The sequence below is a fragment of the Cyanobium sp. FACHB-13342 genome (assembly GCF_014697415.1).
Classification (GTDB): domain Bacteria; phylum Cyanobacteriota; class Cyanobacteriia; order PCC-6307; family Cyanobiaceae; genus Cyanobium_A.
The window spans coordinates 324,998-350,805 of record NZ_JACJRT010000008.1; the positions used below are offsets into that span (position 1 = coordinate 324,998).

The following is a 25,808-nucleotide window of genomic DNA, read 5'->3' on the forward strand; positions in this document are numbered from 1 at the left end:
ATCCCCCTCGCCGTGACAGCCGTTCCGTGAACACCCGCACCCGTCTTTGGCTGATTGCCGGGCTGAGCCTGCTGGCGCTGATCGTCGTGGGGTTGGTGCTGCAGGCCATCAACACCCTCTATTTCCAACTCAGTTGGGTGTTGCCGGCCTGGATCGTTCAGCCGATTTTTTTTCTGGTGTTTGCCGGTCTGGTGGTGCTGCTGGTGCAGCTGGCCTGGCCCTGGATCCAGGGGAGTCTCGGCGGCAAAGGGAGGCAGCGGAGTGGATCCGCGCTCCCGCCACCAGGCAATCGCCGGGAGGCCGCCGCCCAGAACCTGGCCGCCATCGACCAGACCCTCGACCAGGTGCGCGATGCGGTGGAGCGTGAAGCCCTCCGCCTCGAGCGCCAGCGGATGGCCGCCGAACTGGAGCGGGGGGATCTGGTGATCGTGGTGTTCGGCACGGGGTCTGCGGGCAAGACCTCCCTGATCCGTGCCCTGCTGCAGGAGCTGGTAGGGGAGGTGGGCGCGGCGATGGGCTCCACCAGCCAGACCCAGCGCTACCGCCTGAGGCTACGGGGACTGCAGCGGGCCGTATGGCTGGTGGATACCCCCGGGATCCTCGAGGCCGGTGTTGCCGGTCTGCAGCGCGAGCGCCTGGCCCGCGACCAGGCCGCCAAGGCCGACCTGTTGCTGCTGGTGGTGGATGGGGATCTGCGGGCCAGCGAACTGGAGGTGTTTGACACCCTGGCTGGCCTCGGCAAACGATTGATCCTGGTGCTCAACAAATGCGATCTGCGGGGCGAGCAGGAGGAGTCCCGGCTGCTCGACCTGCTGCGCCAGCGCACCCGCGGTCGGATCGCTGCCGAGGACGTGATTGCCGCCAGTGCGGCCCCCCAGAGTGTGCCCATGCCCGGCGGCCGCCCCCTGCAGCCACCCGCCGAGGTGCAGGCCCTGTTGCGACGCATCGCCGCCGTGCTGCATGCCGACGGCGAGGAGCTGATTGCCGACAACCTGCTGCTGCAATGCCGCCAGCTCAGTGAGGCCAGCCGCTCCCTTCTGGCCCGCCAACGGCGTAGCGACGCGGAAACCATCGTCGATCGCTACATGTGGATTGGGGCCGGGGTGCTCGCGGTCACGCCCCTGCCGGGATTGGACCTGCTTGGTGCAGCTGCGGTGAATGCCCAGATGGTGGTGGAGATCGCCCGGGTGTACGGCATCACCCTGAGTCGCCAGAGCGCCCAGGATCTCGCCCTCTCGGTGGGCCGCACCATGGCGGGTTTGGGGCTGGTGAAGGGAGGAGTGAGCCTGCTGACGGCCGCCCTGAGCCTCAACGTGCCGGCCCTGGTCTTGAGCCGGGCGGTTCAGGCGGTGAGTGCCGCCTGGCTGACCCGGGTGGCGGGGCTCAGCTTTGTCACCTACTTCGAACGCGACCAGGACTGGGGGGATGGGGGGGTCCAGGAGGTGGTGCAGCAGCAGTACGACCTCAACCGCCGCGACGGAGCCCTGAGCCGGTTTCTGGACGCGGCCTTCAGGCGGGTGGTGGAACCGCTCCAGGCCAAGCAACCGAGCCTGCCGCCCCGGCCGGAGCGTCGCTGAGGGCCTCGGGAGGGGGGGGCTGCAAGGGGCCACGGCTGTCCAGCACCACGATCAGGGCCAGATACAGCACACCGATCAGGATGGAGATGGCGCCGGTAATGATGGCCACCCAGCGCCCCCGGGGCGAGGGGGAAGGGGGAAGGGGCTCGCTCATGGCAGCGGCTCCAGGCTGGCCTGAACCACCATCGCCAGGGTCTCAAGATGACTGGTGCGGGTGTGGGGGTTGCCGAGCACGGCCTTGAGGTGATGGCGGCCGGAGTAGTGGGGGCGGGAGAGCATCAGCTGCTGTTGCAACAGCAGCTGGCGGGTGTCCTGGCTCCAGGCCTCCGCACCTGCGCGGTCCAAGCCGGCTGGCGTGAAGGCCAGCAGGTGGAACGGGCCGCTGCGCAGCAGCAGACGGTCGTTGGCGGCCAGCAGGGCACGCAACTGGCGGCGGCGGGCGATGGCCCCATCGAGAACCGCTTCGATGCCGTTCAACCCCAGCTGGCGCAGACCCAGCCAGAGCTTGAGGATCTCTGCCGGCCGGGTGCCCTGCAGGCCGCTCTCACCCCCATGGCCACCCCCCCAACTGGGCTCCATATAGGGCAGACCCGTGTGGAAAGCCTCCCCAAGGGCCTGGGGCCTGGCCAGCAGCAACAGCGATGACGTCTTGGTGATGCCCAGCAGTTTCTGGGGGTTGATCGTGATCGAATCGGCCAGCTCCAGACCGGCCACGCGGGAACGGTGCGACTCCACCAGGCCAAACACGGCTCCAATCGCCCCGTCCACGTGCAACCACAGGCCCCGGCGACGGCAGATCTGGGCCATTCCCTCCAAGGGGTCCACGGCGCCCCGCACGGTGGTGCCGGCGGTGGCGACCACGGCCATCACGGGACGACCCTGACGTCCCAGGCTGGCCAGCTCCTCATCGAGGGCCGGGAGCTGGAGGCGGCCATCCCCATCCACCGCGACGAGCCGCAGGGCATCGGCAGGCAAGCCCATCACGGCCAGGGACTTGGCCAGGGAAACATGGGCATCGGCGCTGGCGACCACCACCGCATCGGATGCCGTAGCCAGCCCCTGATGCCGCCGGGCGGTGACCAGAGCCATCAAATTGGACAGGGTGCCGCCACTGGCCGCCACCCCGCCACTGCCGAGGGGCAGTCCCAGGCGCTCCGCCAACCAGGCGGTGAGGCTGCGTTCCAGGCGGGTGAGGCTGGGGGAAAGCTCTTCGGCCAGCAGATTGTTGTTCAGACCGGCGCAGATCAGATCCGCAGCCAGGGAGGCCCCCAAGGGGGGAGGGTCCAGGTGGGCTAGGGCACCCGGGTGGTTGGGGTTGTAGGCCCCATCCATCACCACCTGCAAATCTGCCAGCAAGGCATCCGGAGCCAGGCCATGCAGCTGGGGTTCCACCGCCGGCAGCATGCTCAGGCCAGGCAGGGGGGAACGCTGCACAGCCGAACCCAGCCATCCGCAGAGCTGGCGGGAGGCCTGCTCCAGAAAATCCTGCAGCACCGGATCCAGCTGCTCCGGGCTGGCAAAGGGCAGGGGCTGGCTCGCCCGCGGGGCAGGTGGCGCGCTTGCCAACGACGAACGATCAGATCGGGCCATTCTCACCTGCGGGGGTGGGCTACAAGGGAAGGGCTGCCACAGCTCTTCGGGCATTGGAGTCATCCCCATCTCCCCAACCGGATCCCGGGGTCCGGCCCAACCGCCATGAGCAGTGGATGGAGCGGGTGCTGCGCCACGGAGCACGGGCGGGATCCCGGGGGGAAATCCCTGTGGCTGCAGTGGTGCTCGATGAGGTGGGTCGCTGCATCGGCTGGGGCAGCAACCGCAGGGAAGCCGGGTCCGATCCCCTCGGCCATGCGGAGCTCGTGGCCCTCAGCCAGGCCGCCCGCATTCGAGGCGACTGGCGCCTGAATGGCTGCACCCTGGTGGTGAGTCTGGAGCCCTGCCCGATGTGTGCGGGGGCTCTGGTGCAGGCCCGCATGGGCGCCGTGGTGTTTGCGGCCGCGGATCCCAAGCGCGGAGCCCTGGGCAGTTGCCTCAACCTCGCCACCGACTCCAGTGCCCATCACCGCATGGAGGTGACGGGAGGGGTGCTGGGCGAGACGGCTGGAAACCAGTTGGGGGCCTGGTTCAGACGGCGACGGCAGCAGGGGACGCGGCGGGGTGGAAGGCCGGCAGCTCGCTCTCAAACAGATTGAGCAGACGGTCTACGTTTTCAGGCTGGCTGTTGTACCCCATCAGGCCAATCCGCCACACCTTGCCGGCCAGGGCACCGAGACCACCGCCCACCTCGATCCCATGGGTGTTGAGCAGATGCAGGGTGAAGGCCTTGCCATCCACTCCCGCGGGGATCCGAACCGTGGTGAGGGTGGGAAGCCGGAGATGCTCCGGAGCATGGAGTTCCAGACCCAGCCGCTCCAGGCCAGCCCAGAGGCGTTCCGCATTGCGGCGATGGCGAGCCCAGGCCTCATCCAGTCCCTCCTCGGCCAACAGCCGCAGGGCTTCGCGCATGCCGAAATTCATGTTCACCGGAGCGGTGTGGTGGTACACCCGATCGCTGCCCCAGTACTGGTTCAACAGGGTGACATCGAGGTACCAATTCGGCACCTTGCCTTGGCGAGCCATCATTTTGGCCTCGGCCCGGGGCCCCATGGTGAAGGGGCCAAGCCCTGGAGGGCAGCTCAGACCTTTCTGACTGCAGCTGTAGGCCAGATCCACCTTCCAGGCGTCGAGATAAAGGGGCACGGCGCCAAGGGACGTGACCGTGTCGAGCAGCAACAGGCAGTCGTACTGCCGGCAGAGATCCCCGATGCCCTCCATGGGTTGGCAGATGCCGGTGGACGTTTCGGCGTGGACAATCGCCAGGATCTTGGGCCGATGGGTGGCCACGGCCTCCTCCAACTCGGCCAGGCTGAAGGCTTCGCCCCAGGGCTTTTCGATCGTGACGACATTGGCCCGGTAACGGCCAGCCATGTCAGCCAGGCGCAGACCGAAATAGCCCTTCACCGCCACCAGCACGGTGTCGCCGGGCTCGATGGTGTTGGCCAGGGTGGCTTCCATGGCGGCACTCCCGGTGCCGCTCATCGGAATGGTGAGGCGATTGTCCGTCTGCCAGGCATAGCGGAGCAGCTCCTGGACCTCCCCCATCAGCTCGACATAGAGGGGATCGAGGTGACCGATCGGCGTGCGGGCCAGGGCCTGCAGAACGGTGGGATGGGCATTGGAGGGCCCTGGCCCCAGCAGGAGACGGTCGGGGGTGGCGATCGGACCCAGCGTGCGGCGATGGGCGGAATTGACGGGGGGCAGCACGGGGAGAGAAGCCAAAGCCTGGAGGGACATGCAATCGTTTGGAGCCTAAACAGCAGCCAGGGGCTGCTATCGGGCGCGCACGTTGGTGGCTCCAAGCCCCCTGCAGAGATGCTCAAAGGGCACCCGCACCACTGCGGTGGCGGTCACGCCGGCGTCCAGGAGCATCTCGCACACCACATCGGCGAGCAGGGCGATGCTGCGCACCGTGGGACCCGTGGGCACCCCGAGGCTCTTGTAGGTGTCGTCGAGCCCATTCAGAACGCGCTCATTGAGAATGGTGGCGTCGTCAGCAATGAGCGCATAGCTGGCGTAACGCAGGAAGTAATCCATATCCCGCAGGCAGGCCGACAGCCGCCGGGTGGTGTAGGCGTTGCCTCCGGGCAGGATCAATTCGGGATCGGCCAGCCAGAGGCGCTGGGCGGCCTCGCGCACGATCGCGGCGGCCTCGCGGTTGATCAGCTCCACCGCCGCCAGACGCACTTCAGCCTCGGAGTAGTAGGCGGAGATCCGGTCGATGGCATCCCGGTCCAGATAGCGGCCCAGCTGGTCATAACGGCCAATCAGACCGGTGATGGCATCGCGCATGGCGGAATTGAATCGACGCACCTGCACCGGAAGCTAGCACTCACATTCGGCCAGATCCCAGGCCAGGGGCGCGTTTTGGGCAAAGTGACAGAAACGGTTACGCAAGCAGCACCCCGCGATTGGTAGCAAGCGCTACATAGTGGTGCCCCGGCGATCCGTACCGTCCCGCCACGCCGCATTCCGGCCGGCACCCACCCCTCTGTTCGTCATGGCCAAAACAGCCCAGGACGTCCTCCGTCAGATCAAAGACGAAGGCATTGAGCTGATCGACCTCAAGTTCGTTGATCTCCATGGCAAGTGGCAGCACCTCACCGTCTGCAACGATCTGATCGACGAAGCCGCCTTCACCGATGGCGTGGCCTTTGACGGCTCCTCAATCCGCGGCTGGAAGGCCATCAATGAATCGGATATGGCCATGGTGCCGGATCCGAACACGGCCTGGATTGATCCGTTTTACAGCCACAAAACCCTCAGCCTGATCTGCTCGATTCAGGAGCCCCGCAGTGGCCAGCCCTACGCCCGCTGCCCCCGTGCCCTGGCCCAGAAGGCCCTCAACTATCTCGGCTCCACCGGCATCGCCGACACGGCCTACTTCGGTCCGGAGCCCGAGTTTTTCGTGTTTGACGATGTGCGCTACACCTCGGGCAGTGGCAGCAGCTTCTACAGCGTCGACTCGATCGAAGCCCCCTGGAACACGGCCCGCCTCGAGGAGGGCGGCAACCTGGCCTACAAGATCCAGCTGAAGGAGGGCTACTTCCCGGTTGCCCCCAACGACACGCTGCAGGACATGCGCACCGAGATGCTGCTCACCATGGGCAGCTTGGGGGTGCCGATTGAAAAGCAGCACCACGAAGTGGCCACGGCCCAGCACGAGCTGGGGATCAAGTTTGCCGAGCTGATCAGCGCAGCCGACAACGTGATGATTTACAAGTACGTGGTGCGCAACGTGGCGCGGAAGTACGGCAAGACGGCCACGTTCATGCCCAAGCCCGTGTTCGCCGACAATGGCAGTGGCATGCACGTGCACCAAAGCCTCTGGAAGGGTGGCAACCCCCTGTTCTTCGGCGAAGGCACCTACGCCAACCTCTCTCAGACAGCCCGCTGGTACATCGGCGGCCTGCTCAAGCACGCCCCCAGCTTCCTGGCCTTCACCAACCCCACCACCAACAGCTACAAGCGTTTGGTGCCGGGCTTTGAGGCTCCCGTGAACCTGGTGTACTCCCAGGGCAACCGTTCGGCCGCCGTGCGCATCCCCCTCACCGGCCCCAGTCCCAAGGCCAAGCGACTGGAGTTCCGCTCCGGCGATGCCCTCTCCAATCCCTATCTGGGCTTTGCCGCCATGCTCATGGCCGGCATCGACGGCATCAAGAATCAGATCGATCCGGGCGATGGCACGGACGTCGACCTGTTTGAGCTCTCGGCTGAGGAGCTCGCCAAGATCTCCACAGTGCCCGCTTCCCTCAACGGCGCCCTCGAAGCCCTCGATGCCGACAAGGACTACCTGCTGGCCGGTGGCGTCTTCACCGAAGACTTCATCAACAACTGGATCGCCCTCAAATACGAGGAGGTGCAGCAGCTGCGCCAGCGGCCCCACCCCCACGAGTACGTGATGTACTACGACGCCTGATCCCAAGGCCCGCTCAGGACCCGTAGTCCGATGACACAGCCCAAGCCCTGGTTAACGCCAGGGCTTTTTTGTGCCTGGCCTACGACAACCAAAGTCAGAACAACGGGGCTCAGCGGTGGCGCAGTTGGGCAATGGCGCTGTCGTGCAGGTGCTTCTCGCGAGCCTGGCGCCTGGCCCAGGCCTCCATCTGGTGCACCACATCGCCGGCGGGGTTGAGGTCGTGGTGCTGGGTGATCTGGGCCAGCTCGGCGGCATGCAGGCGCGCGGCGTGGGCGTGTTGGCGGCTCCAGGTCTGAAATTCGGGATCGGGAGCCAGCGGCTGAAAACGGGAGTCGTCCATGGAGCCTCCTGGATCTGTGGGATCAGCATGGGTCCATTTCTGTAGCGGTTGCTACGAAAGCGGCCAAGCTTCACAGGACGTTGCAGGCGCGGTCGCCAGCCAGATCCGCTGAAATGGGGGTCGCCTCGCTCGACCCATGCCTGATCAGCTCACCAAGCTGGCTTACCAAACCCTGCAGCAGGGCAAGGCTTTGCTGGGGGTCACCCACAAGGAAGTCAGCACGCGGCTGATGGGCCTGCTGGCACCCGAAGGCAGCCCCAAGACGGTGCCGGTACCGCCGGAATTGCTGGGCCGGCTGAAGCAGGCCATGGATGCCCTGCATGAGCGCGACTGGCAGGAGGCCGAACAGGGGCTCTATCCGGCATCGCTGTTGTTTGATGCCCCCTGGCTCGATTGGGCCAGCCGCTATCCCCTGGTTTGGCTGGATATGCCCAGCACCTGGAGCCGGCGCATGGAGCGCAACGTGCGCGACCTGCCGCGCAGCATCGATCCCGAGGACTTCCCCGACTACTACCTCCAGAATTTCCATCACCAGACCGACGGCTACCTGAGCGACCACTCCGCCGCCCTCTACGACCTGCAGGTCGAAATTCTGTTCAACGGCACAGCCGATCCGATGCGGCGCCGGGTGCTGGCTCCGCTCCTACGGGGTGTCCGGGCCTTCCCGGACCGCCCGGCGGGGCAGATCCGGGTGCTGGATGTGGCCACAGGCACCGGCCGCACCCTGCGTCAGATCCGCGGCGCCCTGCCCAAGGCCCAACTGTTTGGCCTCGATCTCTCCAGCGCCTATCTGCGTCAGGCCAACAAATGGCTCAGTCAGTTGCCGGGGGAGCTGCCCCAGCTGGTGCAGGGGAATGGGGAGTGCATGCCCTTTGCCGAGGGCACATTCCAGGGGCTCACCTGCGTCTTCCTGTTCCATGAACTGCCCGGTGAGGCCCGCCAAAACGTGCTGCAGGACGCGTTCCGGGTGCTGGAACCGGGTGGGGTCGTGGTGCTGGCCGACTCCGTGCAGCTGGCCGATTCACCCCAGTTCAGCGCCGTGATGGAAAACTTCCGGCGGGTGTTCCACGAGCCCTACTACCGCGACTACATCAGCGACGACATCGAAGGGCGACTGCGCCGTTGCGGGTTTGAGGGAATCACCGCCGAGACCCATTTCATGACCCGGGTCTGGACGGCGCGCAAACCCCGCTAACGCTTCAGGCACCAGGCCAGCAGCAGACCGGCGGTGGCCCAACGCAGCCCCCGCCAAAACAGCACGTCCTGGCGATGCGGTGGGGCCAGCTCGGGCGGCAGGGGATCGAGCAGCCGTTGGGTCAACGCCAGCCGCTGCTGCTGTCGCCGCAGGGTCACCCCCGAACTGTTGGCCGTCAGGGAGGCCTGGGTGAGCAGGCCATCCAGCAGGTGCAGGAGCCGGATCGGCTGTCGTACGGCATGGTGGCCGAGGGGTCTCAACGGCATGGCCCGCTCCCAGCGTCAGGGGTGTGGCATCAGGATGGGGCCTTCCTCCGGCAAACGTCCAGTGTCCACGCCCCTGGCAAAGCCCCAACGCAGCTGGCCGGAGGGCTCCCTGGAGCAGGCCGTGGCTCTGCAGCGGCTCCTGGCCATCGGCGATCGCGACTGGCATGCCCTCAAGGCCCAACGTTCGCGCCGAGGTGCGGAACAGCTGGCTGCGGCGCTGGTGGTGTTGCTCAGCGGGGACGATCCCGGGGCTCCCCAGCCCAGCCCAGCTCGGCTTGAGGCGATCGCCCTGGTGGAACATGGCCTGGGCTGGCTCCGGGCTGAGGTCAGCGACCCCGGTTGCCCCAGCCACCGGCCAGCGACAACAATTCCGCCCGCTGACGGCTGACCGCTAATTGCAGGCGATTGCCCCGTTGGCTCCAGCGCACGTCGTCAAAACAGTGGTGAATCAGAAACAGGCCTCGGCCGCTGGCGGCATCCAGCTGTTCGGGCAGGGTTGTGGTGCGGGATGCAGCGGGGAGGCCAGGCCCCTCATCCTGCACCTGCCACACCAGCCAACGGGGCGTTTCAATCCGACGCACCCGCAGACACTTGGACGGATCGCAATCGTTGCCATGGCGCACGGCATTCACCAGGGCCTCCTGCAGGCCCAGCTGCACCTGGCTCTGCAGCTGCAAACTGCGCACGGGCTCGATCAGCAACTCCAGCAGCGGCGCCAGCTGCAGGGTGGAGGGGGTGATGAAATCCGACCAGCGCAGCGCCATTCGGCCCGGATCCGCAGGGTCCGGTTTGACCCTACGCCGTGGCCGGCCCCCTGACTCAGGCCTTGATGCGCTGTTGCAGAGCCGGATGGCGCAGCAGGGCATCCATCAGACGAACGCCGCGCAACTGATTCACCAGCGGCATGTGACCCTCCGGGGCGTCGATCGACCACTGGAAGGAGCCTGGGTAGCGGGTCCACAGGCCCCCATCCTTCCAGCCCAACTTGGGCCACAGCAGCTCCCAGCGGCCGTTGCAGCTGGCCAGCAAGGTTCCCTGCACGGAAAAGCCGAACCGGCCTTGGGAGTAACACACCCACAGCCGATCGAGACTGTCGAGATCGGCCGAGGGCATGGGCGGCACCTCGCTGTAATAGACGTAGCCGCGTCGCACGGCGTCGGCCCCCGCCAGCTCCCGCAGCAGGGCACTGGTGAGCCGATCGGCCTCCTCAAAGCGCTGGGCCATCAGGGCCCGCTCCAGCGGGGCGTAGTCGAGACCACAGGCCGACACGGTGGCCAGCCAGCCGTCGGGGTAGCGGCTGAGAAAGTCGGCCCGCAACCCATCCCCCTCCTCCAGCAGCATCTGGATCAGGAAGCCTGCGGCCCAGTCATCGCCGGTGGCATCCAGGCCTGCGAGATGGTCCGCAATCAGGGGCCGCAGTTCCTGGCGACGGGTCTGCAGGGTGGCAACCAGGGAACGGCGTTGACGGCCGTTGGCGGCCTGGAAGCGCTCCAGCAGGGCGCCTGGACTGGCGGTAGCGGTGGCGGTGACCGGAGGTCCGGAAAGCATGGAAGGGAGGCCGAGCCTGAAGCGGTGCCAGCGTGGGCCCACTATGTCAGCAGAGATCCTCGTCAGTGATGCCGGGCGCCAGCCCCCCCCTCCCTGTGGATGCCTTCCTGTCCAACGCGGGGCCGGTGGTGGATGTGCGCAGCCCGCAGGAATTCGCCCAGGGACATATCCCGGGGGCCCACAACCTGCCCCTGTTCAGCAATGACGAAAGGGCCCAGGTGGGCACCTGTTACAAGCAGGCTGGGCGCGGGGCCGCCGTGCAGCTCGGCCTGGAGTTGGTCGGCCCCAAGCTTGCGTCCCTGGGCCGCAGTCTCAGCACCCTGGTACAGGGGGAGCAGCCCCTGCGGATCCACTGTTGGCGGGGAGGCATGCGGTCGGGCAGCGTGGCGTGGCTGGCCGCCAGCTTGGACCTGCCGGTGCTGGTGCTCGACGGGGGGTACAAGGCCTACCGACGCTGGGTCTTGGCCACATTTGAGCGGCCTTGGCCCCTGTTGATTCTGGGCGGACGCACCGGCACGGGCAAAACGGATCTACTGCTGGCCCTGCGAGACCAGGGCGCCGCCGTGGTCGACCTGGAGGGGTTGGCCCATCACCGGGGCAGCAGCTTCGGCGGCTTGGGGTTGCCTGACCAGCCCAGCACGGAGCACTACGAGAACCGGCTGGCCATGGCCCTGCAGGCCCTGCAGGGGCGTGGGCCGATCTGGCTGGAAGCCGAGAGTGCCCAGGTGGGTCGTTGCCGCATCCCCAACGGTCTCTGGCGGCAGATGGGGACAGCCCCGGCGATTGAGATTCTGCGTCCCCTGCAGGAACGGCTGGACCAGCTCGTGGCCGTCTACGGCGGCCAAGGGCAGGCCCCCCTCCGGGAAGCCACCGAACGCATCGCCCGGCGGTTGGGCCCCCAGCGCACGGCAGCGGCCCTGGAGGCGATCGACCGCAGCGACTGGGCCGGAGCCTGCCTGCAGATGCTCGATTACTACGACCGCTGCTACGACCATGAGATGGGTCGCCGGGACCATCCGGTACGGGCCTGCTTTGATCTGACCGGGATGGAGCCGAAGGTCGCAGCCCTGCGGCTGCTGCAGGATCCATCCTGTGGGTTGCGCCCCGGAACGGAGGGCTTCGGGGCTGACTCCTAGGATTGATTTTTGTCCCCTCTTGCCATGGGCGCCGCCATTCAGTTCTTCCGTGGAGTGGATGAGCCGGTCGTGCCCGACATCCGCCTGACGCGCTCAAGGGATGGGCGCACGGGTCAGGCCCTGTTCGTATTCGAAGAGCCCGATGCCCTGGCACCCGAAACCATGGGGGACATCACGGGCATGTTTCTGGTGGACGAGGAAGGGGAACTGGTGAGCCGGGAGGTGAAGGCGCGCTTCGTCAACGGCAAGGCCAGCGCCTTGGAGTGCACCTACACCTGGAAAACCACCGAAGACTTCGATCGCTTCATGCGATTCGCCCAGCGTTACGCCGAGAGTCACGATCTCGGTTTCTCCGGCAACCAGGGCGAAGATCAGGGGGAGCAGGACGAGGCCTGATCCCTTGAAATTCGGCCAATGGCTGGGGCTGCTGGGGCTGGTGGCAGCCCTGCTTCTCCTCTGGAGCCTGCGCCAGAGCTTGATGCATCTGTTTGCAGCCGTGGTTTTGGCGATGGCCCTCTGCACCCTGGTGGGCGCCATCCGCAAGCGGTTGAACTGCTCCAGACCCCTGGCCCTGTTGCTCAGCCTGGGGGTGGTGGGCCTGGTGCTCACGGTGGTGGCCACCGCCGTGATTCCCCCCTTCGTCGACCAGTTCGCCCAGTTGCTTGCCAAGTTGCCGGCGGCCGCAGAGACGCTGCTGGATCTGCTGCGAAGGGGTCTGGCCAACGCCAGTCAGATGCTCTACGGCAGTGGTGGGGACAGCGTCTCCTGGTTGCGCAATGGCCTGATGGGGGAGCCAGGCGCCCCCGGCCTGTCGTCCGGGCTGGGGTCCGGTCTTGGGCCGAGCCTCGGCAGCGGTGCCTTGCGTCTGTTGGGCCTGGCCGGCGGCCTGGGCACCGCTCTGCTCCAAGCCCTGTTCGTGGTGGCTGTGGCCCTGATGGTGGCGGTTCAACCGGTGCCCTACCGCGAGGTCGCCGTGCTGTTGGTGCCCTCCTTTTACCGGCGCCGTTTCCGCCAGATCCTTGTGCAGTGCGGCGAAGCCCTGAGTGCCTGGATGGTCGGGGTGCTGATCAGTTCGCTCTGTGTGGGCACCCTGGCCGCCATCGGACTCACCCTGCTGGGGGTCAAGCTGGTGGCCGCCAATGCGCTGCTGGCGGGGCTGCTCAACATCATTCCCAACGTGGGGCCAACCCTGAGCACGGTCTTCCCCGTCTCGGTGGCGCTGTTGGATGCCCCCTGGAAGGCCTTGGCGGTCCTGCTCCTCTACATCGGCGTGCAGAACCTGGAGAGCTATCTGATCACCCCCTCGGTGATGCACCACCAGCTGCGCCTCTTACCGGGTCTCACCCTCACGGCCCAGCTGCTGTTCACCGTGGTGTTCGGGCCGCTGGGCCTGCTGCTGGCCCTGCCGCTGGCGGTTTGCCTGCAGGTGATCGTGCGTGAGGTGCTGATCCACGACATCCTGGATCCATGGAAGCGCCAACGCCTGGAGGCCTGATCCCATGAACGGCCGCACGGTGCTCGGGGCCTTGGCCCTGATCGTGCTTGGGCTGCTCACCTGGGAACTGCGCTGGGTGTTGCTGGTGCTGTTTGGCGCCGTGGTCCTGGCGGTTGCCCTGGATGTGCCCATCACCCTGCTGCGCCGGCTGCTACCCCTGAACCGACCCACCGCCCTGATCGTGGTGCTGGTGGTGCTGGTCCTGGTGGGTGGACTGCTGGGTCAACTGCTGCTGCCGGAACTGCTGGAGCAGGTCAATCAACTCACAGCCCTGCTGCCGGCCCTGGCTGAACGGTTGAGCAGCCTGGCCCGTCAGGTCACCTGGATGCCTGATCTGGAGCGTCAGTTGATGCAACTGGGCACCTGGGATCGCTTGCAGCCCCTTGGCAGCCAACTGCTGGGCTTTGCCGGAGGGGCCGCAAGCACCACCATTCAGCTGCTGCTGATGGCCCTGCTGGCGATCCTGCTGGCCCTCGATCCCCGCAGTCACCAGAAGGTGGTGGTGGCCATGACGCCGCACTTCTGGAGGCCCCAGATGCGCTCCCTGCTGACGGAATGCCGCCAGGCACTGGGGGGCTGGCTCGCTGGCATGACCCTCTCCGCCGTCAGCGTCTTTCTGCTCACCTGGGCTGGCCTGGCCCTGTTGGGCGTGCCCTTGGGCCTGCTCAGCGCCCTGGTGTGTGGTCTGCTGACCTTTGTGCCCACCATTGGGCCGACGGCCGCCACCCTGCTGCCGCTGGCGGTGGCCCTGCTGGTGTCCCCTGGGAAAATGCTGCAGGTGTTGGTGCTGAGGCTGGTGTTGCAGAACGCCGAGGCCTTTCTGCTCACCCCGATGTTGCTGCGGCGCACCGTCAACCTGCTCCCCACCGTCGCGCTCATGGCCCAGCTGTGCCTGGGTGCCCTGCTGGGATTGCCTGGCGTGCTCCTGGCCCTCCCCTTGGTGGTCGTCCTGCAGGTGATCTGTGAGGAAGTGGTCGTCAAAGAAGTGATGGATCGCTGGGCCTGAGCGTCAGCCAGGCCTCATTCAGGCCGCCTGCGGTAGTGCTGCACCAGGGAGGGCAACAGCAGCAGAACCGCTACAGCCAGTGGATGGCTGCGCACCGCCGCCGCCAGGGCCGCCAGGGTGAAGTGGTCCCCAAGCAATTGCAACTCCACCCGCAGATCCAGCAGGGCCAGGAGACCCAACAACAACGGCACGGCAAACCAGCTGCGGCTGCGTCGCCTGCGGGGGCCAGCGTTGGGGGACGTTTCAGCGACGGGAGAGTACCGGCAACAGGGTTGGTGCCACGGCGATGCTCGACCAGCCACCGATCACGATGCCGAAACTCAGGGCTATGGCAAACCAGAACAGGGTGCTGCCCCCGAAGAAAATCAGGGCAATCAGAGGCAGAAGGGTGGTGAGCGACGTGTAGACGGAACGGGTGAGGGTGCTGATCACGGCCTCATCTGCCTGATCCGCCAAGGGGAGCTCCTTGAGCTCGTTGCGCTTCTCACGGATTCTGTCAAAGATCACCACCGTGTCATTCACCGAATAGCCAGCGATGGTGAGCAGGGCAACGGCAAACAGGCTGTTCACTTCCACGCCGAACACCAGGCCCAACCAGGCAAAAAGGCCACAGGTAATCAGCACATCATGGGCTAGACACAGCAACGCCAACAGCGCATAGACACGGTCATAGCGAAAGGTGATGTAGAGGGAGATTCCAACAAAACTCACCAAAAGGGACAACAGGCTGGCCTTCAGCAACTGGGCCCCCAGGGTTGGCCCAATGGTGTCGACAGAGAGGTCACCGGGCACCGTCTCTCCCACCACAGGGCCGATGGTGTTCAACACGAGCTCGGCCTGGTCAGGGCTGAGGCTGGGCAGCCGCATCACCACGGAGCGGCCGCCATCGAGCAACTGAACGGCGGCGGCCGCCAGGGCGGGCGCGGCCTCGCCCTGGGCGCTTGGCAACTTGAGGGTTCGCAGCGCTGCTTCAAGGCTGCCCAGCTTGAGGTCGGCACAGGCCGGTTCACAGCGACGCTCGATCTGGATCTGGGTTCCACCGGTGAAATCGAGACCTGGACGCAACGGTGCGCGGATCGATGGGGACAACCAACTGATGGCCATACCCAGGAGACTCAGCACGATGGCCACGCTGGACAGCAGCCACAGTTGGCGCCGATGGCGGTTCACCCGAAAGGCGAGAAGGCCTGTTCGCCCATTGGTGGACTGATCCATCACGGAAGGATTGGCCATATCAAGCGATGCCTTCAGAACGCTGGGACAGGGGGATGAAATAGGAAATCTGTCGCAGGGCTGGATAACTCATCAGCACCCGCAGCAGGGTTCGGGTGCAGGTGAGTGCACTGAAGAGGCTCAGCAGCACGCCGATGCCGAGGGTCACCGCAAATCCCTTAACGAATCCCGTACCAAGAGCAAACAGGGCGACACAACTGATCAGGGTTGTCACCTGGCCATCCAGGATCGAGGAGAATGCCAGGGAAAAGCCGGTATCGATCGAGCGGATCAGGGTGTTCCCGGAGCGCAGCTCCTCCTTGATCCGCTCAAAGATCAGCACATTGGCGTCCACCGCCATCCCGAGGGAAAGAATGAACCCGGCGATTCCCGGCAGGGTCAGGGTGACGGGGATCAGCGCGTAGGCAGCGAGATTGAACAGGCCGTAGAGGGAAAGGGCCAGAACCGCAACCACCCCGGCCAACCGGTAGACCACAAGCATGAAAACGGCCACAAGGAAGAGGCCGCTCAGGGCCGCCGCCAGGCTGGTGCGGATGTTGTCCGCACCCAGGGACGGTCCCACGGTGCGCACCTCCACGATCTTGACGGGCAGCGGCAGGGAGCCCCCCCGCAGCTGCACCTCCAGATCACGGGCCTCCTCGGCGCTGAAATTGCCGGTGATGCTGGCCGAGCCGCCGCTGATGCCAGCCGCCTTGAATTCAGGGCCCACGCTGGCCTCGCTGATCGAACGGCCATCCAGAACGATGCCGAGCAGGCGATCGCTTCCGGCGATTGCCTGGGTGAGCTGGGCGAATTTGACACCCCCCTCCCGGTTGAAGGACAGCGTCACATCCCAGCCGGTTCCGGTCTGCTGCTGCTGACGCCCCGCGGTGGTGAGGTCTTTGCCGGTGAGCTCCGCCGGTTCGTAGAGCTCCACAATGCGGGTGTTGACAGCCTGGAGCAGCAGGTCGAGTTGGTCGGCTTCACTGCTCCCGGGCGGCACCTGGATCCCCAGGGAGGCCAGGGAGGCCGCGAGCTCCTCGGCCTTGAGGGTCACCTGGGGCTGTTCCGGCTCCGGCTGGCTTGAGAGATCGGCTTGGGTGGTCTTGGGCTTCTTCTGGTTGAGAACGGCCTGGGCCTGACGTTTGAGGCGGAGCAAGCCCTGCATCTGCTGTTCCGTACCAGGCTTCTGCGCCCGGAACTCCAGCAGGGCGGTGGTGCCGAGCACGGCGGCGGCCCGGGAGGGATCCTGCTCCCCGGGCAACTGCAGCACCAGCTGATCGTCGCCCACGGTCTGCAGCGTGGATTCGGCCACGCCCAAGCCGTTGATCCGGCGATCGAGCACCTCCTTCACCGCATCGAGTTGTTCCTTCTGAACCGACTTGACCGCCCCGGCCGGCAGAACCTGCAGGGTGAGTTGGCTGCCGCCCCGCAGGTCCAGACCCAGCTGGAGCGGGAACGAGGCGAGCAGGGCTCCCGCAGCGATGGCCAGAGCAAGAATCAGGGCAAACCACCCCTGTTGGCGGGCCATCTCAGAGTTGACCGGCGAGGAGTTGCTTGGCGGTGTCGACGATCTGGTGGGGTTGGATGATCGTCAGGTTTTCCAGGGCGCCGTTGTACGGGGTGGGAATGTCCTGGGACGAGAGGCGAATCGGCCGGGCGTCGAGGTCGTCAAAGCACTGCTCGGTGATCAGGGCGATCAGCTCAGCACCGATGCCGCCCGTCTTCATGCATTCCTCCACCACGATCACCCGATGGGTCTTGCGGATCGAGCGGGCGATCGTCTCCATATCGAAGGGTTTGAGGCTGATCAGGTCAATCAACTCCACACTCACCCCATCCTTCTCCAGCTGATCCACGGCCTTGAGGCAGTGGTGACGCATGCGCGAGTAGGTGAGGATCGTGACGTCGTTGCCCTCCTTGACCAAATCCGCCTGATCGAGGGCACAGGTGTAGTCGCCCGAGGGGATCTCCTCGGAGAGGTTGTAGAGCAACACGTGCTCGAAAAAGAGCACGGGATTGTTGTCGCGGATGGCGGCCTTCATCAGGCCCTTGGCGTTGGTGGGGGTGCTCACCGCCACGATCTTGATGCCCGGCACGGCGTGGAAGTAGGCCTCCAGGCGCTGGCTGTGCTCGGCCCCGAGCTGACGGCCTACGCCACCGGGGCCGCGGACCACGGTGGGAATGGTGAAATTGCCGCCGCTCGTGTAGCGCAGCATCCCCATGTTGTTGGAGATCTGGTTGAAGGCGAGCAGCAGAAAGCCCATGTTCATGCCCTCCACGATCGGCCGCAGGCCCGTCATCGCAGCACCCACCGCCATGCCGGTGAAGGCGTTCTCGGCGATCGGGGTGTCCAGCACCCGCAGCTCGCCGTATTTCTCATAGAGGTCCTTGGTGACCTTGTAGGAGCCGCCGTACTGGCCGACGTCCTCGCCCATCACGCAGACGTGGGGATCGCGGGCCATCTCTTCGTCGATGGCTTCACGAAGGGCGTTGAACAGCAGGGTCTCTGCCACGTCTGGGCTTGCACCGTATGGGGGCCAACCTATCTCAGCCGCCAGCAGCGAAGGTGGAGAGCAGCAGCACCGAGAGCAGCATGCCGGGGAGCAGAAGCGTCACCAGCAGACCCAGGTCGTGGGGAGTCATGGTCCGATGCCAGTGATGGGAAGCTAGGCGGTTTTGTCGGCCTCGGCCGGGGCTGATCCGGAGCCGGACACCAGGCTTTGCACAAACACCAAGCCCAAGCCCAGGGCGATGAAGGCAAAGCTGAAGGTGGCCAGGAAGGCCATGCCCACGATCAGGGTCTTGAGGGCCGTGGCAATGCTCTGGGCAATCGCCGAGCCATAGCTGGGTGGATGCAGGGCGTAGTAAGCCACCAGCCGCTGGCTCAGGCCCAGGGCGAGCCAGGCCAGCAGACCGGCGGTGAGGGATCCGGACAGAAAGCTGAGCGGACCCTTTCGGGGCCTGGTGGCGGCAGGGCTCTCCAGGGCAGGGCTGGGGGTGGGGTCGGAGTCGGTCACGGGTCCAGGCTGACACCCTGGGGACTGAAGCCACAACACCAGGCTTCAAAGCCAGCCGCCTCCAGTTGGGCCGCCAGGCCGGCGTGGGCCGCTTCCGCCTCGGCGCGGTGGGCAAACAGGGCGAACAGGCTCGGACCCGATCCACTCATCGCCACCGCCAGGGGACGGTCCGCCTGGCGCAGGAGTGCCAGGCCCTGCCGCACGCTGCCCACCTCCGGTTCCACCACGGCCTGGAGATCGTTGCGGAGCGGGGGCAGGGCCGCACCCTGGAGCAGGGCCTGCAGCAACGGACCCTCGCGCAACGCCTGCCGGCGTTGCGCGAAGTCGGGCTCCCCCTCCAGGTAAAAGTCACCCCGCATCGCCTTGCAGCGCCCATAGGCCCAGGGCGTGCTCACGCTGACCTCGGGGTGCTTGATCAACAGCACCGCCAGGTTGAGGGGCTGTTCGGGCACCAACGGCTCCAGCCGCTCCCCACGACCGAAACACAGCTGGGTGCCACCGTCGAGGCAGAACGGCATGTCGGAACCGAGCTCCGCCGCCATGGCCTGCAGGGCTTCGGCGGTGAATCCCAAGCCCCACAGGGCATTGAGCCCCACCAGGGCGGCCGCCCCATTGCTCGACCCCCCAGCCAAGCCGGCGCCGATCGGAATGCGTTTCTCCAGCCCGATCTCCGCCCCCAGCTCGGAAAACCCCGAACGGGTGCGCAGCAGCTCGCCGGCCCGCACGATCAGGTTGCTGCCGTCCGTGGGCAGGTCGCTGCGGTCACAGCGCAGGCTGATCTGCCCATCCGCCGTGGGGCGCATCCTCAGGGTGTCGGCCAGATCGATGGACTGCATCACCATCGCCAGCTCATGGAAGCCGTCGGGACGCAGGCCCAGCACCTCCAGATGCAGGTTGATTTTGGCGGGGGCCCGCACACACAGATCAGCCATGGGCGGGAGTGGGAACCGGGTCCGTTGCACGCATCGCCTGATTCAAACCCTTGGCCAAGGCCACCCACGCCTCGGGGGCGATGTCCTGGGGCCGCTGCTGCAGACCAACACCCGCAGCCTCGGTGAGGGGAGCCAGCTCCGCCTCCGGCAGCAACCCGGCCAGGGTGTTGCGCAACATCTTGCGCCGGGCGGCAAAACAGCGCTTCAACAGCTGCTCCACCGTGCGAGCCAGCTGGGGGTCGAGCTGCCGCGGCGCCGGCAGCGGATCGAGCACGATCACCTCGGAGTGAACCTTCGGCGGCGGTTGGAAGCAACGGGGGGGAACCGGGCACACCGAGCGGCAGTCGGCCAGCAATTGCATCCGCACGCTCAGGGCTGAGTAGGCGCTGCTACCGGGCTGGCAGCGGATGCGTTCGCCCACCTCCCGCTGCACCAGCAGCACCAGTCGCTGGTAGGGCTGGGCTGCGGGCCGATCCAGCCGGCCCACTAAGCGTTCCAGCAGGGGGCCGGTGATGTTGTACGGGATATTGGCGACCACCTTGTTGGCCCCTGGCAGCTCCACCGCCAGCACATCGCCGGAGGTGAGGCTGAAGCGCGGTTGATCGCCAAAGCGACCCTGCAGACCCTCCACCAGATCCCGGTCCAGCTCCACCGCCAGGACTGCCGCCGCAGGCGAGGCCAAGAGCCGCTCGGTGAGGGCCCCGCGCCCCGGGCCGACCTCCAACACCCGGTCGCTCCCCTCCAGCTCGGCCGCCGTGACGATCTGGCCCAGCACCGTTTGATCCACCAACCAGTGCTGGCCGAAGCGCTTTCGTGCGCGGTGGGCAGCAAAACTCATGGATGCCCTCTCAGTGCCTCCACCTTGCCTGTTTCCTTCCAGGGCCACCAGCCCGGCCCCTAACCCCGCGCCATCCCCCGTGGACCTCAGCCTTGGGGCCGAATCCAGCGCACGGGGCCGGCCGTCGGCGCCAGGGGAACCAGGGCACACACGAGCTCCACGGGACTCTCGGCCCAGCTGGGATGGGCGGCGAGCCAGCAGCTCCAGGCCTGCTCCAGCCTTCGTCGCTTCTGGCGTCGCAGGCTGGCAATCCCCCAGCCATCGGGCCCCCGGCGGCGGCGGCCCTTCACCTCCACCAGCAGTAGCCGGCCGGACTTTTCCAGCACCAGATCGAGTTCGCCCCAGCGACATCCCCATTGATGGGACAGCATTCGCCACCCCCTGGCCCGCAGCAGCCGCAGCACCCGCTGCTCGGCCCAATCCCCCTGGCGGCGGGCGGTGGTGCGCGGCATCGGGACCAGTCCGGGGTGGTTCAGGCTTCCCACCAAGCCCGCCCGAACCGAAGCGAACGGCTTCCCTAGGCTGCCTCCAGCTTCCCTGTCGCCATGCTCGCGCCGTCCCCTCCCGGGTGGGTCCCCCGCCGTCTGGTCCGTCTGGTGTCAGGGGCCCTGCTGGCTCTAGCCCTCAGTTGGTTTGGACCCATCGCCCCAGCCGGGGCCGCCATGGATGTGGCCAAGCAGGTGCTGATCGGTGCCGATTTCCACGATCAGGATCTGCGGGGTGCCACCTTCAACCTCACCAACCTGCGGGACGCCAGCTTCGCCGGCTCCGATCTGCAGGGGGCGAGCCTGTTTGGCGCCAAGCTCCAAGACGCCGATCTCAGCAACACCAATCTGCGGGAGGCCACGCTGGATTCCGCGATCTTCGATGGCACCAACCTCACCAATGCGGTGATGGAAGACGCCTTTGCCTTCAACACCAAGTTCACCAACGTGGTGATCGAGGGCGCCGACTTCACCAATGTGCCCCTGCGGGCTGACGCCCTCAAAACCCTCTGCGGCGTGGCCAGTGGCACGAACCCCGTCACGGGCCGTGACACCCGTTCCACCCTGGGCTGCAGCTGAGCCGACCCGCCATGAGCTTCGACGCCCGCAGCCGCGAACGCCTTGAGGCCCTCGGTCGCCGCCTCCCCCAACCTCTGCCCACGCCGCCACCACCCCAGCGGGCGGAAACGAAGGCCACCGACAAACGTCATCGCGTGGAACAGGAGGAGAACCCTGAGGCCCTGTTTCGCGCCTTGATGCAGGTCAGTCCCGATGGCACGGTGCCGCCTCACTTGATGGATCGGTTGCGTCAGCTGGAGCAACGCCGCCAGGAGCTGGCCCCGCAAGCATCACGCGCCACCCTCTCCCCGCCCCCTTCCAAGGGCAGGAACAGACCCTCTGGAGCCAACACCGCTGGCCGTGCGGATGCTCGAACCGCCGCTGAGCACGGCGATCTCTACACCGCATTCCAGCAACTGCTGCTGGAAGATGAACAGGATGCCTGAGTTCGCCGTGGACGTGTGCCCTGTCACGGCTTCTGAACCGCCGCTGAGGACGGCATAAGCCATGCCCGTTCCCCTCTCCAGCGACCCCAGCCTGGCCGCCTTCGGCTCCAGCCTCACCGCCATCACCCTGGCGGAGCTGGGCGATAAAACCTTTTTCATGGCGTTGATCCTGGCGGTACGCCACCGGGCCCGCTGGGTGTTCCTGGGCGCGTTTGCTGCGCTCACGGCGGTCACGCTGATCTCCCTGGCCCTGGGCTACGGCCTGCGGGAATTGCTGCCCCAGACCGTGGTGCCCTGGCTGGCCGCAGCGCTGTTTCTGGGTTTTGGCCTCAAGTTGCTGATCGATGCCCAGGGCATGGCCGCGGACGCGGCCGAAGAGGAAGCCGAGGAGGCCCAGGAGGCCATCAATGCAGCGGAATCCAGCAAGCCCCTCACCACCGCCTGGGCCGTGGTCTGGGAGGCCTTCGCCCTGGTGTTCGTGGCGGAACTGGGGGACCGAACCCAATTCACCACGATCTTCATGGCCACCGCACCAGCCCAGGTGTTCAGCTTTGCCGGACTGCTGACGGGCACCTTGCTCGGTCACGCCCTGGTCACCTGGTTGGCGGTGGGCGCCGGCAAGTGGATCGGCCAGCGGGTCAATGAGCGGCTCTTGTATCGCCTCAGTGGCGGTCTTTTTCTGGTGTTCGGACTGGCAGCCCTGCAGCAGGCCCTGGGTTGAAGCGCAGCCCGTAAGGTGTGGCCCAGTGTTTCGATCCAGGGTTTCAGGAGCGCCGCCATGACCATCCGCATCGGCATCAACGGCTTCGGCCGCATCGGCCGGCTGGCCTTCCGCCGGGCCGTCAGCCAGGCGGACGTGGAGGTCGTGGGCATCAACGACCTGATCGACGTGGAGTACCTCGCCTACATGCTCCGCTACGACTCCACCCACGGCCGCTTCCAGGGTGAGGTGCGGGTGGAGAACGGCCAGCTGGTGGTGAACGGCAAAGCGATCCGCATCAGCGCTGAGCGCGATCCCAACAACCTCAACTGGGGGGCCATCGGCGCCGACACCGTGCTCGAGAGCACCGGCTTCTTTCTCACCGATGAGAAGGCCCGCGCCCACATCAACGCCGGTGCCCGGCGGGTGGTGATGAGCGCGCCCTCCCAGGACGCCACACCGATGTTCGTGATGGGGGTGAACCACCACAGCTACGCCGGCCAGGACATCGTGTCGAACGCCAGCTGCACCACCAACTGCCTGGCGCCCGTCGCCAAGGTGTTGAACGACAACTTCGGCATCGTCAACGGTCTGATGACGACGGTGCATGCCACCACCGCCACCCAGAAAACCGTCGACAGCCCCTCGGTGAAGGACTGGCGCGGCGGCCGTGGTGCGGCCCAGAACATCATCCCCAGCTCCACCGGCGCCGCCAAGGCCGTGGGCCGCGTGATCCCCGAGCTCAACGGCAAGCTCACCGGCATGGCCTTCCGCGTGCCCACCCCCGATGTGTCGGTGGTGGACCTCACCGTGAACCTGGCCAGGCCCGCCAGCTACGACCAGATCAAGGCCGCCATGAAGGCCGCTTCGGAAGGGCCCATGGCCGGCATCCTCGGCTACACCGAAGACGAGGTGGTGAGCACGGATTTCCTCGGCGAGAGCTGCACCTCCGTGTTCGATGCCAACGCCGGCATCGCCCTCACCGACACCTTCGTGAAGCTGGTGGCCTGGTACGACAACGAGTGGGGCTACAGCTGCAAGTGCATCGACCTGATGCGCCACATGGCCACGGTCGACTGAGCACCCCCCTGAGACAGGCCGGGCACTGGTGAAGGGCACCTCCCTTCCCAGTCCATGGCCCGTGGCGCCGTGATTTCCCTGCTCGACACCCAGCAGGCCCGTCAGGGCCACTGGTGGCTCCCCGATGCCGGCTTTCCCCAACACCTCGCCAGCCTGCTCGGCGCGCCGCTGCGAGCGAGTGGGCAGCCGCCCCGCAGCTGGTGGGAGCTCGCCGCCGTGTTTGAACCGCTACGGCCGCTGCCCGCTGCAGATGCCCCGCCAACCACCAGCGACGCCACCTACCGCTACCTCATCTCCCTCCATCGGCGCGGCAACCGCCTGTGCTGCTGGCGCCGCTATCCGCAAGGCCTGGGCTGGCAACGCCGCTGCGGACCCATGCCCCTGGCGCAGTTCATCCACCGGTTCAACCAGCACCTAATCTCGCCCCCATGACCGGCAATCTCCAGGCGATCGGCTTTCTGCTCAGCTGGGTGCTGGGCTGGGGCATTGGCGGATCCCTGATCGACGCGGGGTTGATCCAGGCGGGTGTGTATTCCCTGGAAACCGGCCAGATCGGCACGCTCACCACCTTTGTGCTGTGGACCCTGGCCTGGGGCGGTGGTGGCTTGTGGCTCTACCGCCGCTTCACCAGCCCCGATCCGCACGCCCGTGCCTCGGATCCATCCGACTCAGGCGACTCCCAGAGCTAAAGGCCCCATCACCCCTCCAAGACCAGTACATCTGAACTAGCGTTGAAGGGTCTGCGGTCCACCCTTGGCTCCACGCCCGCGTGCCAACTTCCTCAAGCCCAACCCCCTCGAGCCAACAGCCACCAGCCTTGAAGAGCAGCTGATCCGCTGCCGTGCCAGCACCTTTTTGCTGCGGGTGAGCGGTGAGTCGATGGGGGGCGCCGGCATCCATCACGGCGACCTGCTGATCGTCGATCGGGGACTGGAACCCCGTGTCGGCCAGATCGTCGTCGCCTACCTCGACGGGGGCTTCACCCTCAAGCGGCTGGTTCGGCACCGGGGGCGGCTGCGGCTGGAAGCCGCCCATCCGGCCTACCCCCCCCTCGAGCTCACCGACTCCGACGACCATCAGCTCTGGGGAGTGGCGCTCCACGTGATCCGCGCCCTGGCAGCCAACCCGCCCCATCGCTGAGCAAGCCATGGGGCCCTGCCCGTTGGCCAGCCGCCACCCCGCCATCGTGCTGATCGACGGCAACAACTTCTACGCCTCCTGTGAGGCGGTGATGGATCCGGCCGTACTGGGCCGACCGCTGGTGGTGCTCTCCAACAACGACGGCTGCATCGTGTCGCGCAGCGCCGAGGCGCGAGCCCTCGGCATTCGCATGGGACAGCCCTACTTCCAGGTGCGACGGGATCTGGAGCGCCAGGGCGTGGTGGTGCGCAGCTCCAACTACACCCTCTACGCCGACATGAGCCAACGGCTGATGGCCACCCTGGAACCCTGGGTGGAAGCGCTGGAGATCTACTCGATCGATGAGGCCTTTGGCCGATTGGGGCGGCCGGCCGGCAACGGCGACCTGAGCGACTGGGGCCAGCAGCTACGGCACCACGTGCTGTGCCAGCTCGGGCTGCCGGTGGCCGTGGGCATCGGTCCAAGCAAGGTGCTGGCCAAGCTCGCCAACCGAGTTGCCAAGACGACCCCGGGACGCAACGGCGTCTTCGACATCGGCAGCATCCCCGACCCCGATCCCTACCTCGAAGCCATCGCCGTCGAAGAGGTCTGGGGCATCGGCCGCCAGCTCTCCCGCTGGTGCCGGCTGCGGGGCATCAGCCATGCCCGCGCCCTGCGGGACATGCCCACCGGAGAACTGCGGCGGCGCTGCGGCGTGGTGGGCGTGCGCCTGCAGCAGGAGTTACGCGGCCATGCCTGTCTGCCGCTCGAACTGGTGCCGGCTGCGAAGCGGGAAACCTGCGTCAGCCGCAGCTTCAGCCAGCCCATCACCACCCAGGGCGCGCTGAAAGAGGCGATCGCCACCTACCTGAGCCGGGCGGCAGAGAAATTGCGGCGACAACGGCAACGGGCCGGCGCCATCACGGTGTTTGTGCGCAGCAGCCCCTTCAACGGCACCAGCTTCTACAGCAACAGCGCCACCGTGACCCTGCCCCTGGCCAGCAACGACACGGCCGTGTTGCTGGCGGCAGCCCTGCCCCTGGTGACGCAGCTGTTCCGCCCCCACAAGCCCCTGCAGAAGGCCGGCGTGCTGCTGCAGGCCCTGCAGAGCACCACGACCCTGCAGCACCACCTGCTGCTGCCCCTACCCGAGGAGCAGCAACACCGTCGTGAGGCCCTGATGGCCGCCATCGATGCCCTCAACCGGCGCTATGGCAGCGGCACCGTGCAATGGGCCGCTGCCGGGCTGCACACTCCCTGGCGGATGCGGCGCTCACGCCTGTCCCGGTCGGCCACCACCCAGCTGGACGCCATCCCGCTGGTGCAAGCCTGAACGCCTGCAG

33 protein-coding genes are annotated in these 25,808 nt (G+C 66.6%); 17 read left to right on the forward strand and 16 right to left on the reverse strand.

Translation table 11 applies throughout. The annotated features are described in order from the left end of the window. Positions 1 to 26: 26 nt before the first annotated feature. Positions 27 to 1,577, forward strand: a complete 1,551-nt coding sequence (locus tag H6G16_RS07105) for a DUF697 domain-containing protein (protein WP_190389578.1) — start codon at positions 27 to 29, stop codon at positions 1,575 to 1,577. Here H6G16_RS07105 and H6G16_RS07110 read toward each other — a convergent pair. Continuing rightward, positions 1,510 to 1,731: a hypothetical protein gene (locus tag H6G16_RS07110; protein WP_190389579.1), complete on the reverse strand. Its 222-nt coding sequence runs from the start codon at positions 1,729 to 1,731 to the stop codon at positions 1,510 to 1,512. The two genes, H6G16_RS07105 and H6G16_RS07110, sit on opposite strands and share 68 nt — an antisense overlap. After that, positions 1,728 to 3,143, reverse strand: a complete 1,416-nt coding sequence (locus tag H6G16_RS07115) for an aminotransferase class V-fold PLP-dependent enzyme (protein ID WP_242036240.1) — start codon at positions 3,141 to 3,143, stop codon at positions 1,728 to 1,730. Before H6G16_RS07115 ends, H6G16_RS07110 begins: the two co-directional genes overlap by 4 nt. 77 nt (positions 3,144 to 3,220) lie before the next feature. Here H6G16_RS07115 and H6G16_RS07120 point away from each other — a divergent pair, with 77 nt between their 5' ends. After that, complete coding sequence (locus H6G16_RS07120) at positions 3,221 to 3,766, forward strand: nucleoside deaminase (protein WP_277874979.1); 546 nt, start codon at positions 3,221 to 3,223, stop codon at positions 3,764 to 3,766. On the opposite strand, the gene H6G16_RS07125 is transcribed toward H6G16_RS07120, so the two are convergent. Next, complete coding sequence (locus H6G16_RS07125; RefSeq protein ID WP_190389581.1) at positions 3,699 to 4,907, reverse strand: alanine--glyoxylate aminotransferase family protein; 1,209 nt, start codon at positions 4,905 to 4,907, stop codon at positions 3,699 to 3,701. The genes H6G16_RS07120 and H6G16_RS07125 overlap by 68 nt on opposite strands. A gap of 36 nt (positions 4,908 to 4,943) precedes the next feature. After that, positions 4,944 to 5,462: an allophycocyanin subunit beta gene (locus tag H6G16_RS07130; protein ID WP_190389774.1), complete on the reverse strand. Its 519-nt coding sequence runs from the start codon at positions 5,460 to 5,462 to the stop codon at positions 4,944 to 4,946. A 208-nt stretch (positions 5,463 to 5,670) separates the two neighbouring features. Here H6G16_RS07130 and glnA point away from each other — a divergent pair, with 208 nt between their 5' ends. Continuing rightward, positions 5,671 to 7,089 (forward strand): type I glutamate--ammonia ligase, encoded by a 1,419-nt coding sequence (gene glnA, locus H6G16_RS07135; protein ID WP_190389582.1) that lies wholly within the window; start codon positions 5,671 to 5,673, stop codon positions 7,087 to 7,089. Positions 7,090 to 7,198: 109 nt separating this feature from the next. Here the strand turns inward: glnA and H6G16_RS07140 are convergent, their stop codons facing one another. After that, positions 7,199 to 7,429 carry a hypothetical protein gene (locus H6G16_RS07140; protein WP_190389583.1) on the reverse strand — a complete coding sequence of 77 codons (231 nt, stop codon included), beginning with the start codon at positions 7,427 to 7,429 and terminating at the stop codon, positions 7,199 to 7,201. A 136-nt stretch (positions 7,430 to 7,565) separates the two neighbouring features. On the opposite strand from H6G16_RS07140, the gene H6G16_RS07145 reads away from it, so the two are divergent. Next, on the forward strand, positions 7,566 to 8,624 hold the full coding sequence (locus tag H6G16_RS07145; RefSeq protein WP_190389584.1) for a class I SAM-dependent methyltransferase: 1,059 nt from the start codon (positions 7,566 to 7,568) through the stop codon (positions 8,622 to 8,624). Here the strand turns inward: H6G16_RS07145 and H6G16_RS07150 are convergent. After that, positions 8,621 to 8,890, reverse strand: coding sequence for a hypothetical protein (locus H6G16_RS07150; protein ID WP_190389585.1), 270 nt, complete (start codon positions 8,888 to 8,890; stop codon positions 8,621 to 8,623). The two genes, H6G16_RS07145 and H6G16_RS07150, sit on opposite strands and share 4 nt — an antisense overlap. Before the next feature lie 61 nt (positions 8,891 to 8,951). Between H6G16_RS07150 and H6G16_RS07155 the strand changes: the two genes are divergently transcribed. Beyond that, on the forward strand, positions 8,952 to 9,278 hold the full coding sequence (locus H6G16_RS07155) for a DUF6439 family protein (RefSeq protein ID WP_347238824.1): 327 nt from the start codon (positions 8,952 to 8,954) through the stop codon (positions 9,276 to 9,278). On the opposite strand, the gene H6G16_RS07160 is transcribed toward H6G16_RS07155, so the two are convergent. Continuing rightward, positions 9,217 to 9,654: an ATP-binding protein gene (locus H6G16_RS07160; protein WP_190389587.1), complete on the reverse strand. Its 438-nt coding sequence runs from the start codon at positions 9,652 to 9,654 to the stop codon at positions 9,217 to 9,219. The genes H6G16_RS07155 and H6G16_RS07160 overlap by 62 nt on opposite strands. Positions 9,655 to 9,709: 55 nt before the next feature. Continuing rightward, positions 9,710 to 10,438, reverse strand: a complete 729-nt coding sequence (locus tag H6G16_RS07165) for a GUN4 domain-containing protein (RefSeq protein WP_190389588.1) — start codon at positions 10,436 to 10,438, stop codon at positions 9,710 to 9,712. Positions 10,439 to 10,506: 68 nt separating this feature from the next. Between H6G16_RS07165 and mnmH the strand changes: the two genes are divergently transcribed. From mnmH to H6G16_RS07185, 4 genes are read left to right on the forward strand one after another with little or no spacing between them, the layout of a single operon-like run. Continuing rightward, positions 10,507 to 11,574, forward strand: a complete 1,068-nt coding sequence (mnmH, locus tag H6G16_RS07170) for a tRNA 2-selenouridine(34) synthase MnmH (protein ID WP_190389589.1) — start codon at positions 10,507 to 10,509, stop codon at positions 11,572 to 11,574. A 24-nt stretch (positions 11,575 to 11,598) separates the two neighbouring features. Beyond that, positions 11,599 to 11,970, forward strand: a complete 372-nt coding sequence (psb28, locus tag H6G16_RS07175) for a photosystem II reaction center protein Psb28 (RefSeq protein ID WP_190389590.1) — start codon at positions 11,599 to 11,601, stop codon at positions 11,968 to 11,970. Positions 11,971 to 11,974: 4 nt separating this feature from the next. Further along, the gene (locus tag H6G16_RS07180; protein ID WP_190389591.1) at positions 11,975 to 13,069 is read left to right on the forward strand and encodes an AI-2E family transporter; all 1,095 of its coding nucleotides are present in this window, start codon (positions 11,975 to 11,977) and stop codon (positions 13,067 to 13,069) included. A gap of 4 nt (positions 13,070 to 13,073) precedes the next feature. Further along, on the forward strand, positions 13,074 to 14,075 hold the full coding sequence (locus H6G16_RS07185) for an AI-2E family transporter (RefSeq protein WP_190389592.1): 1,002 nt from the start codon (positions 13,074 to 13,076) through the stop codon (positions 14,073 to 14,075). Between the two features lie 14 nt (positions 14,076 to 14,089). On the opposite strand, the gene H6G16_RS07190 is transcribed toward H6G16_RS07185, so the two are convergent. The 8 genes from H6G16_RS07190 to H6G16_RS07225 form a co-directional block, all read right to left on the reverse strand. Then, positions 14,090 to 14,266 (reverse strand): hypothetical protein, encoded by a 177-nt coding sequence (locus H6G16_RS07190; RefSeq protein ID WP_190389593.1) that lies wholly within the window; start codon positions 14,264 to 14,266, stop codon positions 14,090 to 14,092. Positions 14,267 to 14,318: 52 nt separating this feature from the next. Then, complete coding sequence (gene secF, locus H6G16_RS07195) at positions 14,319 to 15,308, reverse strand: protein translocase subunit SecF (protein ID WP_242036241.1); 990 nt, start codon at positions 15,306 to 15,308, stop codon at positions 14,319 to 14,321. Between the two features lies 1 nt (position 15,309). After that, positions 15,310 to 16,818 (reverse strand): protein translocase subunit SecD, encoded by a 1,509-nt coding sequence (gene secD / locus H6G16_RS07200; protein ID WP_190389594.1) that lies wholly within the window; start codon positions 16,816 to 16,818, stop codon positions 15,310 to 15,312. A gap of 1 nt (position 16,819) precedes the next feature. Then, positions 16,820 to 17,803, reverse strand: coding sequence for a pyruvate dehydrogenase complex E1 component subunit beta (locus H6G16_RS07205; protein WP_190389595.1), 984 nt, complete (start codon positions 17,801 to 17,803; stop codon positions 16,820 to 16,822). A gap of 153 nt (positions 17,804 to 17,956) precedes the next feature. Beyond that, positions 17,957 to 18,307, reverse strand: a complete 351-nt coding sequence (locus H6G16_RS07210; RefSeq protein WP_190389596.1) for a DUF3082 domain-containing protein — start codon at positions 18,305 to 18,307, stop codon at positions 17,957 to 17,959. Further along, positions 18,304 to 19,239 carry a 4-(cytidine 5'-diphospho)-2-C-methyl-D-erythritol kinase gene (gene ispE, locus H6G16_RS07215; protein ID WP_190389597.1) on the reverse strand — a complete coding sequence of 312 codons (936 nt, stop codon included), beginning with the start codon at positions 19,237 to 19,239 and terminating at the stop codon, positions 18,304 to 18,306. Before ispE ends, H6G16_RS07210 begins: the two co-directional genes overlap by 4 nt. Next, entirely contained in the window at positions 19,232 to 20,077 is an 846-nt protein-coding gene (gene rsmA / locus H6G16_RS07220) for a 16S rRNA (adenine(1518)-N(6)/adenine(1519)-N(6))-dimethyltransferase RsmA (protein WP_190389598.1), read from the reverse strand. Before rsmA ends, ispE begins: the two co-directional genes overlap by 8 nt. 86 nt (positions 20,078 to 20,163) lie before the next feature. Further along, complete coding sequence (locus H6G16_RS07225) at positions 20,164 to 20,529, reverse strand: YraN family protein (protein ID WP_190389599.1); 366 nt, start codon at positions 20,527 to 20,529, stop codon at positions 20,164 to 20,166. A 93-nt stretch (positions 20,530 to 20,622) separates the two neighbouring features. On the opposite strand from H6G16_RS07225, the gene H6G16_RS07230 reads away from it, so the two are divergent. From H6G16_RS07230 to H6G16_RS07265, 8 genes are all read left to right on the forward strand, one after another. After that, positions 20,623 to 21,141: a pentapeptide repeat-containing protein gene (locus H6G16_RS07230; protein WP_190389600.1), complete on the forward strand. Its 519-nt coding sequence runs from the start codon at positions 20,623 to 20,625 to the stop codon at positions 21,139 to 21,141. An 11-nt stretch (positions 21,142 to 21,152) separates the two neighbouring features. Then, positions 21,153 to 21,566: a hypothetical protein gene (locus tag H6G16_RS07235; protein ID WP_190389601.1), complete on the forward strand. Its 414-nt coding sequence runs from the start codon at positions 21,153 to 21,155 to the stop codon at positions 21,564 to 21,566. A gap of 61 nt (positions 21,567 to 21,627) precedes the next feature. After that, on the forward strand, positions 21,628 to 22,287 hold the full coding sequence (locus H6G16_RS07240; RefSeq protein ID WP_190389602.1) for a TMEM165/GDT1 family protein: 660 nt from the start codon (positions 21,628 to 21,630) through the stop codon (positions 22,285 to 22,287). Between the two features lie 57 nt (positions 22,288 to 22,344). Then, positions 22,345 to 23,346, forward strand: coding sequence for a type I glyceraldehyde-3-phosphate dehydrogenase (gap, locus tag H6G16_RS07245; protein WP_190389603.1), 1,002 nt, complete (start codon positions 22,345 to 22,347; stop codon positions 23,344 to 23,346). A gap of 54 nt (positions 23,347 to 23,400) precedes the next feature. Next, positions 23,401 to 23,778 (forward strand): hypothetical protein, encoded by a 378-nt coding sequence (locus tag H6G16_RS07250; RefSeq protein ID WP_190389604.1) that lies wholly within the window; start codon positions 23,401 to 23,403, stop codon positions 23,776 to 23,778. Next, positions 23,775 to 24,035, forward strand: a complete 261-nt coding sequence (locus tag H6G16_RS07255) for a hypothetical protein (protein ID WP_190389605.1) — start codon at positions 23,775 to 23,777, stop codon at positions 24,033 to 24,035. The genes H6G16_RS07250 and H6G16_RS07255 overlap by 4 nt, the downstream gene beginning before the upstream one ends. Positions 24,036 to 24,099: 64 nt before the next feature. Next, entirely contained in the window at positions 24,100 to 24,486 is a 387-nt protein-coding gene (locus H6G16_RS07260) for a S24 family peptidase (RefSeq protein WP_242036242.1), read from the forward strand. Between the two features lie 7 nt (positions 24,487 to 24,493). Further along, on the forward strand, positions 24,494 to 25,798 hold the full coding sequence (locus tag H6G16_RS07265) for a Y-family DNA polymerase (protein WP_190389606.1): 1,305 nt from the start codon (positions 24,494 to 24,496) through the stop codon (positions 25,796 to 25,798). Positions 25,799 to 25,808: the final 10 nt, after the last annotated feature.

Coding starts and splice junctions, on each gene's coding strand:
- H6G16_RS07255 (WP_190389605.1), top strand. CDS start 23,775: ATGACCGGCAATCTCCAGGCGATCGGCTTTCTGCTCAGCTGGGTGCTG.
- psb28 (WP_190389590.1), top strand. CDS start 11,599: ATGGGCGCCGCCATTCAGTTCTTCCGTGGAGTGGATGAGCCGGTCGTG.
- rsmA (WP_190389598.1), bottom strand. CDS start 20,077: ATGAGTTTTGCTGCCCACCGCGCACGAAAGCGCTTCGGCCAGCACTGG.
- H6G16_RS07230 (WP_190389600.1), top strand. CDS start 20,623: ATGCTCGCGCCGTCCCCTCCCGGGTGGGTCCCCCGCCGTCTGGTCCGT.
- H6G16_RS07110 (WP_190389579.1), bottom strand. CDS start 1,731: ATGAGCGAGCCCCTTCCCCCTTCCCCCTCGCCCCGGGGGCGCTGGGTG.
- secF (WP_242036241.1), bottom strand. CDS start 15,308: ATGGCCAATCCTTCCGTGATGGATCAGTCCACCAATGGGCGAACAGGC.
- H6G16_RS07250 (WP_190389604.1), top strand. CDS start 23,401: ATGGCCCGTGGCGCCGTGATTTCCCTGCTCGACACCCAGCAGGCCCGT.
- H6G16_RS07125 (WP_190389581.1), bottom strand. CDS start 4,907: ATGTCCCTCCAGGCTTTGGCTTCTCTCCCCGTGCTGCCCCCCGTCAAT.
- H6G16_RS07140 (WP_190389583.1), bottom strand. CDS start 7,429: ATGGACGACTCCCGTTTTCAGCCGCTGGCTCCCGATCCCGAATTTCAG.
- mnmH (WP_190389589.1), top strand. CDS start 10,507: ATGCCGGGCGCCAGCCCCCCCCTCCCTGTGGATGCCTTCCTGTCCAAC.
- gap (WP_190389603.1), top strand. CDS start 22,345: ATGACCATCCGCATCGGCATCAACGGCTTCGGCCGCATCGGCCGGCTG.
- H6G16_RS07160 (WP_190389587.1), bottom strand. CDS start 9,654: ATGGCGCTGCGCTGGTCGGATTTCATCACCCCCTCCACCCTGCAGCTG.
- glnA (WP_190389582.1), top strand. CDS start 5,671: ATGGCCAAAACAGCCCAGGACGTCCTCCGTCAGATCAAAGACGAAGGC.
- secD (WP_190389594.1), bottom strand. CDS start 16,818: ATGGCCCGCCAACAGGGGTGGTTTGCCCTGATTCTTGCTCTGGCCATC.
- H6G16_RS07225 (WP_190389599.1), bottom strand. CDS start 20,529: ATGCCGCGCACCACCGCCCGCCGCCAGGGGGATTGGGCCGAGCAGCGG.
- H6G16_RS07130 (WP_190389774.1), bottom strand. CDS start 5,462: ATGCGCGATGCCATCACCGGTCTGATTGGCCGTTATGACCAGCTGGGC.
- H6G16_RS07165 (WP_190389588.1), bottom strand. CDS start 10,438: ATGCTTTCCGGACCTCCGGTCACCGCCACCGCTACCGCCAGTCCAGGC.
- H6G16_RS07145 (WP_190389584.1), top strand. CDS start 7,566: ATGCCTGATCAGCTCACCAAGCTGGCTTACCAAACCCTGCAGCAGGGC.
- H6G16_RS07185 (WP_190389592.1), top strand. CDS start 13,074: ATGAACGGCCGCACGGTGCTCGGGGCCTTGGCCCTGATCGTGCTTGGG.
- H6G16_RS07235 (WP_190389601.1), top strand. CDS start 21,153: ATGAGCTTCGACGCCCGCAGCCGCGAACGCCTTGAGGCCCTCGGTCGC.
- ispE (WP_190389597.1), bottom strand. CDS start 19,239: ATGGCTGATCTGTGTGTGCGGGCCCCCGCCAAAATCAACCTGCATCTG.
- H6G16_RS07265 (WP_190389606.1), top strand. CDS start 24,494: ATGGGGCCCTGCCCGTTGGCCAGCCGCCACCCCGCCATCGTGCTGATC.
- H6G16_RS07150 (WP_190389585.1), bottom strand. CDS start 8,890: ATGCCGTTGAGACCCCTCGGCCACCATGCCGTACGACAGCCGATCCGG.
- H6G16_RS07240 (WP_190389602.1), top strand. CDS start 21,628: ATGCCCGTTCCCCTCTCCAGCGACCCCAGCCTGGCCGCCTTCGGCTCC.